Source organism: Geofilum rubicundum JCM 15548 (genome assembly GCF_000974365.1).
Taxonomy (GTDB): Bacteria; Bacteroidota; Bacteroidia; order Bacteroidales; family Marinilabiliaceae; genus Geofilum; species Geofilum rubicundum.
In genome coordinates, this window is sequence record NZ_BAZW01000003.1 from 57,429 (window position 1) to 70,653 (window position 13,225).

Genomic DNA, 13,225 nt, shown 5'->3' on the forward strand with positions numbered 1-13,225 from the left:
TAACAATAGAAGAATTGCTACGGCTTCAGCAAATCATCATTGAAAGTAAACGGTTCACCAAGATGGGATTTCGAACCGAGGGTGGTTTTGTGGGTGATCGTGAGCGGATAAGTGGTGAACCAATTCCAGATCATATTTCTGCGAGATGGCAAGATGTTGATTGCTTGATTGATGGACTAATCGAGACATCAAACTTATTGGAAGAAAGGAAATTTGACCCTGTTTTGGCAGCAACTATAATTGCCTTTGGGTTTGTATTTATTCATCCATTTACCGATGGCAACGGTCGGATGCACCGTTACCTAATTCATCATATTCTGGCCAAGTTGAATATTGCTCAACAGGGAGTCATATTTCCTGTGTCTGCGTCAATTCTGGATAAGATCGAAGTATACAGGATGGCATTGGAATCGTATTCACATCCTGTTCTTGAATTGATTGAATGGAAAACAACAGCCGATCACAACGTTGAAGTACTTAATGATACCATTGATTATTATCGTTATTTCGATGCCACCAAGCAAGCTGAATTTTTATTTGAGTGTGTTTTTGATACCATCAACCGGATCATTCCTGAAGAAGTCAGCTACATTTTGAAATATGATGAATTCAAGCGGTTCATCGATGATCAGTTCGAAATGCCTGATACATTCGTATCCATGTTGGTCAGGTTTCTTGAACAAAATGGAGGAACCCTTTCTAAGAGGGCAAGGGCCAAAGAATTTGCTGAATTAAAAGCTGGTGAAGTTGAAATAATCGAAAATGCCTTTAAGGAAATTTTTGAAACTTGATGGAACACTTGTTTCCATAGCTTATGGATCCAGAGCCTAGTCAAGCAGTTAATCACCACACATGTCGGTTATCTTTTTCAGAACCAGCTTGGCACTGTTCTTACACGCCCCAACACCACCAGCATGGATCGATGAAACCGGAAATTGTGTGGCTGTTCGCGGATAGAATCCTGATTGGCGGCCCTAAATATAGAAAAAAGATGAAAAGAATGGAATTTTATAAAACACAAAAACCCTTTGTAGTAAAGGGTTTTGAAGTGTTTTGAAAAATTGAAAATGTGTTTTGGTGGAGCTGGAGGGAATCGAACCCTCGTCCAAACAAGTAAGCCATACGCTTTCTACATGCTTATTCTGTTATTGGTTTTCGAACGACGTTTGGGAACAGACACCCGGACGCCGCCTTAGCTTCTTTAGTTTCGCCATGGGGCCAAAGCAACCCTATGACTATCCCCGATTTTTCCACATCTCCGATTCGGGCCGCTTCAGGGAGTAGCACCCGGGAAATGTCTCGTCCAAGCTCCTGGAGCAAGGATAATGCCCATCTACTATACTTCGATTAGGCTGCGAGAGCGTAATTGTTTTCGCCAGTTAATAAAGTTGAGATCCATGATTTACGAGCCGGTATCCCATTGCTCGGCATGCTTACATACCACTTTACCTCGCTGTCAAATCCAGGTCAGCCCCAAAATGGTGTAAGGGTACAAAGATACAAATTTTTTCTGAATCCACTAATTACACGAAGGGCACAAATGGGGTGTTTGAATAAATTGTGATTGATCTTTAAATAATGGATAAAGTGCTTGAATTCAATGCATTATGGTTAAATGTTGTTGCCGTGCTTAAGCTTTTGGATGGCTTCGGACGGATTTTGTGCCTTAAAAACATAGCTGCCGGCTACGAGTACGTCAGCTCCGGCCTGCACCAATGCCTGGGCATTGGTGTCGTCCACTCCGCCATCGACTTCAATAAGGGCAGAACTGTTGCGCTTGAGGATGAGTTCCTTGAGCTTGCTGATTTTTTCGAGCGAACCGGGGATGAATTTCTGACCGCCAAAGCCGGGGTTGACCGACATGATGAGTACCAGCTCCACATCTGTAATGATTTCTTCCAGAACACTTATGGGGGTGTGCGGATTGAGCGTGACGCCTGCTTTCATTCCCTGCTGGTGTATGCTTTGAATGGTGCGGTGCAGGTGTGGACTGGCTTCGTAATGCACGTTTAGCAAATGGGCGCCGGCTTTTTTAAAGGTCTCGATGTAGCGCTCAGGCTGCACGATCATTAAATGGACATCCAAAGGTTTTTTAGCCAGGGCATGCACGGCTTCTACGATGGGAATGCCAAAGGAAATATTGGGCACAAAGACGCCATCCATGATGTCCAGGTGAAACCAGTCGGCTTCACTGTTGTTGATCATGTCAATGTCTTTGGCTAAATGGGTGAAATCTGCTGCTAATAAGGAGGGTGCTATTAATGGTTGCATGGTATTTTTGCTGGTTCTTTATGTTTTTATTCTCCCAGATAAGATCTGAGAATCTTACTTCTATACGTGTGCTTCAGTCGCTTGATGGCTTTTTCTTTTATTTGACGAACGCGCTCCCGGGTCAGATTAAAAAGCTTTCCAATTTCTTCTAACGAGTAGGGAGGTTCGCCGTTCAGACCATAGTAAAGCTTGACAATGTCTGCTTCGCGGGCCGAGAGGGTGGATAATGAGCGTTCTATTTCGCGGCGAAGAGAGTCGTCCAGCAACTGTGAGTCGGGACTGTTACCCTCAGATGAAAGCAATACATCATATAAGGTGTTTTCTTCATCGGCTTTTAGTGGCGCATCCATGGAAACATGTCGCGAAGAAACTTTCAGGGCTTCTTTGACCTCTTTGGGTGCCATGTCCAGAATGTCGGCAATTTCGTTGGCGGTGGGTTCGCGCTGAAACTCCTGTTCTAATCTGGCGAAGGTGTTGTTGACTTTGTTGATGCTGCCGATTTTGTTAAGTGGCAAACGTACAATGCGGGCTTGTTCGGCCAGGGCCTGAAGGATGGATTGGCGAATCCACCAAACGGCATAGGAAATAAATTTAAAGCCACGCGTTTCATCGAAACGCTGAGCGGCTTTGATTAAACCGAGATTCCCTTCGTTGATGAGGTCGGGAAGACTGAGTCCCTGATTCTGATATTGTTTCGCTACCGAAACAACAAATCGAAGGTTGGCATTTATTAAGCGCTCCAGTGCAGCAGAGTCTCCCTGTCGTATTTTTTTTGCGAGCCCGACCTCTTCCTCTGCTGTTATAAGTTGAACTTTTCCTATTTCATGCAGATATTTATCTAAAGAAGGCGCTTCGCGATTGGTAACTTGTTTGGTGATTTTGAGTTGTCTCATACGGTACTTAAAAAAATAGGTTCAGTATAGGTAGCAAGGTCTTGTAATATTAACAAAAAAATGTAATCGGTGTTTCACGTTTTTATGTTTTTTTGATTAATATTGTACAAGTATATAAGTTTTTATCTGCTTATGGAGAAAAAAAACAGGAAAATTTTGATGGTTTAACAGGATTGTTTAAGTTTGCAATGTTTGAGAACCCTGTTTTCTGTTTCCAGACGCCTTGGGCAACTTGTTGTTTAAGTTATCAAAATCAGGCATTGGCTTTTCAACTCTTACATGAAAAGTGGTATCTATCATAAAAAAGATCATGTCCGGTCCATTTAGATAAATTCAATTATCAGGTTTTTACACATGCATAACCATCTTAATCTGAAGCTTGTTCCTTTTTGGGAACTTCTGTGATTGAAAATAAACAGTGCTAAGGCTGTAACTCTTTAATTCCCTGCCGTATATAAGTAACTTGTTCTATATATCCTCAAAAAAAGTCAATTTCGATTGTTTCAAAAGTATTTTATAAATTATGTATGACATTCTTGAATTAAACAAGAAGCTGCTGGTGGATTTACGCACCATTGCAAAAGAATTGGATATTAAGCGCGTTGAGTCCTTTAAAAAGCAGGACTTAATTTACCAAATATTGGATGCGCAAGCCATAAAAGCTTCTGAAAGAACAACAAAGGAGCCGCGTGGCGCTGAAAACAGTCAGGATAAACGCGGACGTCGCGGACGTCCACCAAAATCAGCTGGCGAGCAGCCTGAAAATCCGAAAAGAGCTCCGCACGTCAAAGAAACCAAAGAACCACGTGCTAAAAATCAGCCTTTAGAAAACAAAAAAGAACCGGTTCCTGCTAAGGAACAGACCCGGCCACCAAAGCCTGATGTGCCTCGTCAGGAGAAGGTCGTGGATAAGAAAGAGATGCCATCTAAGCCACAGCCGGCCAAGGCTCAGGCTGTTGCTACTGAAAAAGCTGCTGAGGTTTCTGAAAAGGCGTCCGACAAGCAAGTTCCCAATGCGGGTAAGGAAAAGCGCCAGCCACAGCCCAGAAAGCAGGATGACCATCGTAACAAGAACCGCAATGAGCGTCAGGACGACCGTCAGCCACAAGGCGAACAGGACGACCGTCAACCACAAGGACGTCAGAATGATCCCCAGCCACAAAAGCGTCCAGACGACCGCCAGCCCCAAGGGCGTCAGGATGATCGTCAACCACAAGGACGTCAGGACGACCGCCAGCCCCAAGGGCGCAAGGACGATCGTCAGCCTCAGGGCAGACCGGATAATCAAAATCAGCCCAAGCGCGTCAACGACCGTAATGAAAGGCAAAACAGTCGCAAAGAAGAAAAAGCTTTTGAGTTTGAAGGCATTATATCCGCTTCCGGTGTTTTGGAAATTATGCCCGACGGTTATGGTTTTCTGCGCTCCTCAGATTATAATTACCTCAATTCTCCGGATGATATTTACGTGTCTCAGTCACAGATCAAATTGTTTGGTCTGAAAACCGGTGACATGGTTTTGGGCGCTATTCGTCCACCCAAAGAGGGAGAGAAGTATTTTCCGCTGATTAAGGTGGAATCCATTAACGGTCGTACGCCTGATTTTGTGCGGGATCGTGTTCCTTTTGATCACTTGACTCCGGTATTTCCGGATGAAAAATTCAATTTGACCGGTGGACCAAGATCCAACTTCTCATCAAGGGTGGTTGATCTGTTCTCACCCATTGGTAAAGGTCAGCGCGGTTTGATTGTGGCGCAGCCCAAGACGGGTAAAACGGTTTTGTTGAAGGATATAGCCAACGCCATAGCCTCGAACCATCCTGAGGTCTACATGATCATTCTACTGATTGATGAGCGTCCCGAAGAGGTGACCGATATGGCCCGTAGCGTTAATGCAGAGGTGATTTCCTCCACTTTTGATGAGCCGGCAGATCGGCATGTGAAAGTGGCCAACATTGTTTTGGAAAAGGCGAAGCGCATGACCGAGTGTGGTCATGATGTGGTGATTCTTTTGGATTCCATTACCCGTTTGGCCCGTGCTTACAATACGGTGTCTCCTGCTTCCGGTAAGGTCTTGTCGGGTGGGGTGGATGCCAACGCTCTGCACAAGCCCAAGCGCTTTTTTGGTGCAGCCCGTAATATTGAAAATGGAGGTTCGCTGACTATTTTGGCGACTGCCCTGACCGATACAGGTTCGAAAATGGACGATGTTATTTTTGAAGAATTTAAAGGTACCGGTAACATGGAACTTCAGCTGGACAGGAAACTGGCCAACAAGCGTGTTTACCCGTCTGTGGACATTATGGCTTCAAGTACGCGTCGTGAAGATCTTCTGTTGGATAAGGAAATGATGAACCGGATCTGGATTCTTCGCAATTACTTGTCGGACATGAATGCTGTTGAAGCGATGGAATTCATTAAGGACCGTATGATGAAGACCAATTCGAATGAAGAGTTCCTTATTTCAATGAATTCTCATTAATTGCGGGAGCAAAAAAATAGCGGCTTTTAGTGACGTTATTTTATATAAATACCAAAGGGACTGTCTTTTTAGATGGTCCCTTTGTCGTTACGTGAAAGCAAGCTATAGGCAATGAGTTATTTAAAACAATTCTAAAATACGTTTTTGACTGCTTCCGGTAAAAAACAACATTTTAATTCAAGGAGTTACGCAGGTCGCTGAAAACGGCATTTTTTCTCATTTCTCTTATTTTTACGAGATATAAATAACACAAACTGGTCTGTATTGCAATCTCTATGTGGCAAAAGTGGTTCAACAAATATTAACTTTGTAGTAGATAAAGAAACATATTTACTATGATGCAGGCTTTTTTTAGAACGCATAAGTACCTGCTGGAACATTTAAATGTATCTGTGCGTCGGGGTTTGATGGATGATATTAACTGGGATGACCGGTTGATTGGTGTTGTTGGTACCCGGGGCGTGGGTAAAACGACTTTTTTGCTTGATTATATTGCACAGACTTACGGCAGTGATAAGGTCTGTCTGTACGTTAATTTGAATAACCTTTATTTTTCAAGTCGTTCACTGTCCTCCTTTGCCGATGAATTTCAAAAGACAGGCGGAAAAACACTGGTGCTCGACCAGATTTTTAAGTATCCGGGGTGGGAAGACGAATTGGTGTGGTGTTACGATAACTTGCCGGATTTAAAAATCATATTCAGTGGATCGCCCTTGATGCTGGCTGATAAGGAAGTGGCTCATTTTAACAAGCGGGCCCATATATATCATCTGGAAGGGTATTCTTTCAGGGAATATCTTAATATTGAAACGGGCAGTGATTTTAAAAGGTTCGCTTTGAATGATTTGTTGCAGAATCATGTGGCCATTGCCACTGATATTGTTGACAAAATTAAGCCGCTGGCCTATTTTACCGATTACCTGCACCATGGCTACTATCCTTTTTTTCAGGAGAAAAGTAATTTCCTGGAAAACCTTCTGAAGAACATCAATCTGATACTTGAAATTGACATCAGTTATCTTCAACAAATTGAACTGAAATACCTTCCCAAACTAAGAAAACTTTTGTATATTATAGCCTGCGCATCTCCATTTCAGCCGAATGTTAGTCGCTTGAGCAACGAAGTGGCTACCAGCAGGGCGACCATTATCAATTATTTGAAATATCTTAATCAGGCCAGTCTTATTCATCTCCTTTATGAGGGAGAACCGGAACCGCTGAAGAAGCCTGCCGAAGTATATCTGCAAAATCCTAACCTTTCATTTTCCGTAGCCCGGGGGGAAGTTCCATTAGAGGTCTTACACAAGACTTTTTTTTGTAATCAGGTAGGTTACCGCCACAAAGTTGGTTACAGTCGGAAGGCCGATTTTTTGATTGAAGATCAATACCTTTTTAATGTGGGAGCTCATCCGGATCCACCGGTACGCGCCAATAAATCTCAGTTGACCTGGTTGGCCAGTGAAATGGAAGAGATTGGAAAAGGCCATGAAATACCGCTGTGGTTGTTTGGGTTTTTGGATTAAGCAGCTTGAAGCCTGATTTTATAAGATAATCGAGAATAATTAAATGATTTTTTAACTGTAAAGAGAATAGACAAATGGCAAAAGCAAAGAAGTTTATTACCTGTGATGGGAACTATGCCGCAGCTCATATCGCTTATATGTTCAGCGAAGTGGCAGCCATTTACCCCATTACACCTTCTTCCAACATGGCCGAATACATCGATGAGTGGGCAGCCAATGGAAGAAAAAACATCTTCGGAGAAACTGTTAAGTTGGAGGAGATGCAATCTGAAGCTGGAGCTGCCGGTGCAGTTCACGGTTCCTTACAGGCCGGGGCGCTTACTTCTACATTTACTGCATCGCAGGGATTGTTATTGATGATCCCCAATATGTATAAAATTGCAGGGGAATTATTGCCAGGCGTTTTTCACGTGAGTGCCCGTAGTCTGGCTGCGCAGGCGCTTTCAATCTTTGGCGATCACAGTGATGTGATGTCCACCCGCCAAAGCGGGTTTGCCATGATGGCTACCGGCAGTGTTCAGGAAGTGATGGATCTGGCAGGTATTGCCCATTTGGCATCCATTAAAACACGCATTCCTTTCCTCCATTTCTTCGATGGTTTCCGTACTTCTCACGAGATTCAGAAAGTGGAAGCCATTGATCAGGATGTGTTGGAGCAGTTGCTCGACAAAGAAGCTCTTTTGAAATTCCGTCAAAATTCTTTGAATCCTGAGCGTCCGGTCACCAGAGGAACGGCTCAGAATCCGGATATTTATTTCCAGTCGCGCGAAGCTTCCAATCCTTTCTACAACGCTATTCCTGATGTGGTGGCGGATTATATGGATAAGATTTCCGAGATTACCGGAAGAAAATACCGTCCCTTTACCTATTATGGGGCTGAGGACGCGGAAAATATTTTGGTGGCCATGGGATCGATCACCGATACCATTAAAGAAACCATAGATTATTTGAATGCCAAAGGCGACAAGGTCGGTTTGATTTCCGTGCACTTGTACCGTCCTTTCTCGGCCAAATATTTCTTTGAGGCTTTCCCAAAATCCGTCAAGCGTATTGCTGTTTTAGATCGTACCAAAGAACCGGGAGCCAACGGCGATCCGTTGTTCCTGGATGTGTTGGAGTTGTTCTACGGAAAAGAAAATGCACCTTTGATTGTTGGTGGTCGTTATGGTCTTTCTTCAAAAGACACCACACCTGCTCATATTCTTTCGATTTATGACAATCTGAAGATGAATGAGCCCAAAAATCAGTTCACGGTTGGTATTGTAGATGACGTGACTTTTAAGTCGCTTCCGCTGCTGCCGGAAATTGATTTGAGCACCGATGGAACATTTGCCGGTAAATTCTATGGTTTGGGTTCTGATGGTACCGTAGGTGCCAACAAAAACTCCATTAAAATTATTGGTGACAATACCGATAAATATGCGCAGGCTTATTTTGCCTATGACTCTAAGAAATCCGGAGGTATTACCATTTCTCACCTGCGTTTTGGTGACACGCCCATTCGTTCGCCTTACCTGGTCAATACACCTGATTTTGTGGCTTGTCACGTGCCTGCTTATTTGGGCCGTTACGACATGCTCAAAGGTCTTAAAAAAGGAGGGACCTTTTTGTTGAACAGCCACTGGGATGCCGAGGAAACCCGGAACAAACTGCCCAATGACGTGAAGCGTTACATGGCAGAAAATGATATCCAGTTCTACATCATCAACGCCACTGCCATTGCCGAAGAAATTGGTTTGGGTAACCGCACCAACACCATTATGCAATCGGCCTTCTTTAAAATTGCCAATGTGATTCCTTACGAAGAAACGGTGGATCAAATGAAGAAATTCGTGATCAAGTCGTTTGGCATGAAGGGCGAGGAAATTGTGAAGATGAACCACCAGGCGATTGATCGTGGTGGGGATGTGATCAAAGTGGAAGTGCCTGCAGAATGGGCATCTCTGGCGGATGAGGCTTCCAATGGCAACGGTAAGGCTGTGCCTGACTTTATCAAGAATATGGTGTTCCCCATCAACGCCCAAAAGGGGGATGATTTACCTGTCAGTTCCTTCCTGGGTCGCGAGGATGGTACTTTCCCTGCCGGAACTACGGCTTATGAAAAGCGGGGTATTGCAGTGAACGTTCCCGAGTGGCAGGATGAAAACTGTATTCAGTGTAACCAGTGTTCTTATGTTTGTCCCCACGCCGCCATTCGTCCCTTCTTATTGGATGAAAAAGAACTGGCCGGTGCCCCGGAAGGAACTGTTACGCTTAAGCCTAATGGTAAAGGTTTCGATGGTCTGCAGTACCGCATTCAGGTAAGTGTTTTGGACTGTACCGGTTGTGGTAACTGTGCCGAGGTTTGTCCTTCAAAGACCAAGGCCTTGGTTATGAAGCCGCTGGAAAGTCAGATGGAGCAAACCGATCGTTGGGATTATATGGCCGAAGAGGTTAGCATTAAAGATACCATTCAGAATAAAACGCTCAATGTTAAAGCTTCGCAGTTTGCTCAGCCTTTGTTTGAATTCTCAGGTGCTTGTGCCGGTTGTGGAGAAACCCCTTACATCAAATTGATTACGCAGTTGTTTGGTGACCGGATGATGGTGGCCAATGCTACCGGTTGTTCTTCTATCTACGGAGGATCTGCCCCTGCCACACCTTATTGTGCCGATAAGAACGGTCGCGGTCCGGCCTGGGCCAACTCTTTGTTTGAAGACAACGCGGAGTATGGTATGGGTATGGCCACTGCGGTGGATAAAATGCGTGAGCGCATTGAACTGCGCATGAAGGCAGCTATGAATGAAGTGGCACCGGCCACTAAAGAAGCTTTTGAAGCATGGTTGGCCGCCAAAGAAGATGGCAGCAAAACCCGTGAGGTTTCCAATGCCGTTTTGAAAGCGCTGGAGACAGAGAAGCATGAAGTGGCTCAGGTCATCTCAGAATTGAAAGACTACCTGGTGAAGAAATCCGTATGGATTTTTGGTGGTGACGGATGGGCTTATGACATCGGTTTCGGTGGTTTGGACCACGTTATTGCCAGTGGCAAGGATGTGAACATTCTGGTAATGGATACCGAAGTTTACTCCAATACCGGAGGTCAGGCTTCCAAATCAACGCCGGTTGGCGCAGTCGCTAAGTTTGCCGCTTCCGGTAAGCGCATTCGTAAGAAGGACCTTGGTCTGATGGCCACCACTTATGGTTACGTTTACGTGGCTCAGGTAGGTATGGGTGCCAACCAGGCTCAGTATTTCAAGGCTTTGAAAGAGGCCGAGGCCTATCCCGGACCATCCTTGATCATTGCTTACTCTCCTTGTATCAACCACGGTCTGCGTGGCGGTATGGGTGGTGCACAGAACGAAACCAAACTGGCGGTTGAAGCCGGATACTGGTCTTTGTTCCGTTACAACCCATTGCTTGAGGATGAAGGCAAAAATCCATTTGTGTTGGATTCCAAAGAGCCCGACTGGAGCAAGTTCCAAAGCTTCCTGAAAGGTGAGGTTCGGTATACTTCTTTGATGAAGGCCTTCCCCGAAGCTGCCAAGGAACTGTTTGTAGCTGCTGAAACCAATGCCAAGTGGCGTTATAGTACTTATAAGCGTTTGGCTGAGATCGATTATAAGGTGGTTGAATAAGAACCATCCTGGAGTGATAAAAAAGAGGGGCAATCTGAAGAGGTTGCTCCTTTTTTATTTTTATTAAAGGCAGTTGGAAACTGCCTGAGCGGATTCGACGAAGTTACAAACTTCGCCGAGCGTTGATGGTTGTTGGAAGCTTTGCCGAGTTTAAGGGATTAGATTTTGATGAAGGAAACTTCCTGGAGATTGTCAGATACGGCAAATACTTTGTAGCCGGCAGCATTCAGTTTTTTGACGGCGTTTTGGGTTCTCGAGTGGCCGTCCTGGAACAGGCGATCGTGAAATTCGATGAGCAATTGATGGATGGGGAGGTGGCTGTCGATAATGGAGTCGATGACCTCATATTCAGATCCTTCAATATCCATTTTTAATACGTCAATATAAGAGTGCTTTAGCTCGCGTGCAATGGTATGGAGGGTTTTAATTTCGACCGGAACCGTATTTTGTGTAGAAACATTGCTTTGTTCAACAATGCTGCCGGATACCTCATTGGGGTTTTTGGGTAAATAGAATTGCTGTGTGGTGTTGGTCTTTCCAAGACCATAAGGAAAAAATCGGAAGCCTTTAGGTGTGGGATTTTCTTTAACCCAGGAGATGGAGTTGGGGGTGGGGTCAAAGCCAAATACCTGGCAATGGTGTTGGGCAAGAATGGACTTGTCGAAGGAAATGTCCCGACCGATACCTATAGAATAGACGATGGATTCAGGGCTTAATTGGTCCGGACAAACATAAAAGCCACCATATGTGTTGCCGTACCATTCGGACGGGCATTTCACCTGCTTTTTAAGATGGTTGTACTTGCCCGATAGAAGCTGGCCATGCTTTTTTACTTTAACCAAAACAGGATGAAGCATTTTCTGAAGGGACATCTCTTTAAGTTTAAATTATTTTCGAAATATACTTTTAATTACCAAAGTGTCCAAACATCCAGTGCAACTTAGTCTTAGGGTGCAACATGTGATTGGTTTCTGCTCATCCCTTTTTTAGCCATCGGTCAAAAAAAATTTCAATTTCAAATCTTTATTTGTAATTTGACAATTGTAAATGATGAACAGGTGGGCATCTGAAGAGGTGTTACCAGAATTTGTAACCATTAAAATGACGAAAATATGGATCTTTCAATTAATTACCTTGGACTGAAGCTTAAAAACCCGATAATTGCAGGTGCTTCCAATCTTTCCACCGATGTGAAGAAGGCTTTGGAACTTCAGGAAGCCGGGATTTCAGCCATCGTTTATAAATCTTTGTTTGAGGAACAACTCAATCTGGAAGCTGCTCAAATGCACGATGACATGCATGAGTATGACGACCGCCACGCGGAAATGATCAATCTTTTTCCGGATATTAAACATTCCGGACCCAAGGCGCACCTGATGGCACTTAAGGAACTTAAACAGGCCCTTTCCATTCCTGTCATCGCCAGTTTAAATTGCCTGTACAAGGAGAGTTGGGATGAGTATGCGATGCATCTGGCCGGAACCGGCATTGATGCGCTGGAGCTTAATTTCTATTCAACCATATCTGATGCGGATATAGAACCTGGCACCATTGAGGATGAGCAGGTAGATATTTTAAAAAGGGTCATTGCTAAGGTGAATATTCCGGTTTCGGTAAAACTAAGTCCCTATTATACCAATCCGTTGTCGTTCATTAAAAAGTTGGATGGCGCCGGTGCTTCGGGTTTTGTTTTGTTTAACCGCTTGTTTCAGCCCGATATAAATATTTGGGAAGAAACCCTTGAAATGCCCTATAATCTGAGTCAGGAAGGAGATAGTCGCCTGTCTTTGCGCTACATGGGTCTGTTGTCGGGACAAGTAAAAGGTTCCTTATGTGCCAATACGGGCTTCCTCGAAGGCAGCGATATTGTTGCTGCACTTTTAGCAGGGGCGGACGCGGTGCAGGTGGTGAGCGCCATATATAAAAATGGCACCAAAAACATAAGCCGGATGTTGGATGAGATCAACGGTTGGATGCAGAAAAAGGGTTACCAGTCGGTGTCTGATTTTCAGGGAAAAGTATCCAAGGAAAGCCTCAAGGAGCCGCATGCCTACAAGCGGGCCCAATATGTGGATTTTCTGATGAAAGCCAAAGAATATACCAAAAAGTATCCGGTTAATTAAAAAGCTGTTTTATTGAGCTTTCCATAATTGTATTGTTCGATATTATTGTGTAAGTCGTTGATTTTAAAAGACCTGTGTTTATTGGTTGTGAAAGGATAACTTGTTGAATATCATGTATTTTATTTCACATGTCAACCGAATGATCAATAACCTGTCGATCTATTGATAATTAGATGGACGTTTTAAAGATGAAAGACCGGCCTGCTTGGCCGGTCTTTTTTTGGCTTTATTTTTTATTGAATTTTGTGTTTTATTAATAAGTAGCAGGCGCGGTCTGTTTTTATTGGTGTTGCCTCACTGGTGATAACATTAATTAAGAAAA

General features: G+C 44.1%; 8 protein-coding genes and 1 other RNA gene. 5 read left to right on the plus strand and 4 right to left on the minus strand.

The window, feature by feature from the left end:
* Positions 1-14: 14 nt before the first annotated feature.
* A complete protein-coding gene (locus tag JCM15548_RS22675; protein WP_262486860.1) occupies positions 15-791 on the plus strand; it encodes a Fic family protein in 777 nt (258 codons plus the stop codon).
* A 284-nt stretch (positions 792-1,075) separates the two neighbouring features.
* On the opposite strand, the gene ssrA is transcribed toward JCM15548_RS22675, so the two are convergent.
* The 3 genes from ssrA to JCM15548_RS02430 all read right to left on the minus strand — a co-directional run bounded on the left by ssrA (position 1,076) and on the right by JCM15548_RS02430 (position 3,164).
* Positions 1,076-1,475, minus strand: a transfer-messenger RNA (tmRNA) gene (ssrA, locus tag JCM15548_RS02420).
* Positions 1,476-1,611: 136 nt separating this feature from the next.
* A complete protein-coding gene (gene rpe / locus JCM15548_RS02425) occupies positions 1,612-2,271 on the minus strand; it encodes a ribulose-phosphate 3-epimerase (protein ID WP_062122287.1) in 660 nt (219 codons plus the stop codon).
* Positions 2,272-2,297: 26 nt separating this feature from the next.
* Positions 2,298-3,164, minus strand: a complete 867-nt coding sequence (locus tag JCM15548_RS02430) for a sigma-70 family RNA polymerase sigma factor (protein ID WP_062122288.1) — start codon at positions 3,162-3,164, stop codon at positions 2,298-2,300.
* A gap of 523 nt (positions 3,165-3,687) precedes the next feature.
* Between JCM15548_RS02430 and rho the strand changes: the two genes are divergently transcribed.
* From rho to nifJ, 3 genes are all read left to right on the plus strand, one after another.
* Positions 3,688-5,643: a transcription termination factor Rho gene (rho, locus tag JCM15548_RS02435; protein WP_062122289.1), complete on the plus strand. Its 1,956-nt coding sequence runs from the start codon at positions 3,688-3,690 to the stop codon at positions 5,641-5,643.
* A gap of 335 nt (positions 5,644-5,978) precedes the next feature.
* Positions 5,979-7,166, plus strand: a complete 1,188-nt coding sequence (locus JCM15548_RS02440; protein WP_227625361.1) for an AAA family ATPase — start codon at positions 5,979-5,981, stop codon at positions 7,164-7,166.
* A 74-nt stretch (positions 7,167-7,240) separates the two neighbouring features.
* Entirely contained in the window at positions 7,241-10,780 is a 3,540-nt protein-coding gene (gene nifJ / locus JCM15548_RS02445) for a pyruvate:ferredoxin (flavodoxin) oxidoreductase (RefSeq protein WP_062122290.1), read from the plus strand.
* A gap of 158 nt (positions 10,781-10,938) precedes the next feature.
* Here nifJ and JCM15548_RS02450 read toward each other — a convergent pair whose 3' ends face one another.
* The gene (locus JCM15548_RS02450; protein WP_062122291.1) at positions 10,939-11,652 is read right to left on the minus strand and encodes an FkbM family methyltransferase; all 714 of its coding nucleotides are present in this window, start codon (positions 11,650-11,652) and stop codon (positions 10,939-10,941) included.
* A gap of 240 nt (positions 11,653-11,892) precedes the next feature.
* Here JCM15548_RS02450 and JCM15548_RS02455 point away from each other — a divergent pair, with 240 nt between their 5' ends.
* A complete protein-coding gene (locus tag JCM15548_RS02455) occupies positions 11,893-12,903 on the plus strand; it encodes a dihydroorotate dehydrogenase-like protein (RefSeq protein ID WP_062122292.1) in 1,011 nt (336 codons plus the stop codon).
* Positions 12,904-13,225: the final 322 nt, after the last annotated feature.

Excerpts from the sequence above, each read along its gene's own strand:
- JCM15548_RS02440 (WP_227625361.1), top strand. The coding sequence starts at position 5,979 with ATGATGCAGGCTTTTTTTAGAACGCATAAGTACCTGCTGGAACATTTA.
- rpe (WP_062122287.1), bottom strand. The coding sequence starts at position 2,271 with ATGCAACCATTAATAGCACCCTCCTTATTAGCAGCAGATTTCACCCAT.
- JCM15548_RS02430 (WP_062122288.1), bottom strand. The coding sequence starts at position 3,164 with ATGAGACAACTCAAAATCACCAAACAAGTTACCAATCGCGAAGCGCCT.
- nifJ (WP_062122290.1), top strand. The coding sequence starts at position 7,241 with ATGGCAAAAGCAAAGAAGTTTATTACCTGTGATGGGAACTATGCCGCA.
- JCM15548_RS02455 (WP_062122292.1), top strand. The coding sequence starts at position 11,893 with ATGGATCTTTCAATTAATTACCTTGGACTGAAGCTTAAAAACCCGATA.
- JCM15548_RS02450 (WP_062122291.1), bottom strand. The coding sequence starts at position 11,652 with ATGTCCCTTCAGAAAATGCTTCATCCTGTTTTGGTTAAAGTAAAAAAG.
- rho (WP_062122289.1), top strand. The coding sequence starts at position 3,688 with ATGTATGACATTCTTGAATTAAACAAGAAGCTGCTGGTGGATTTACGC.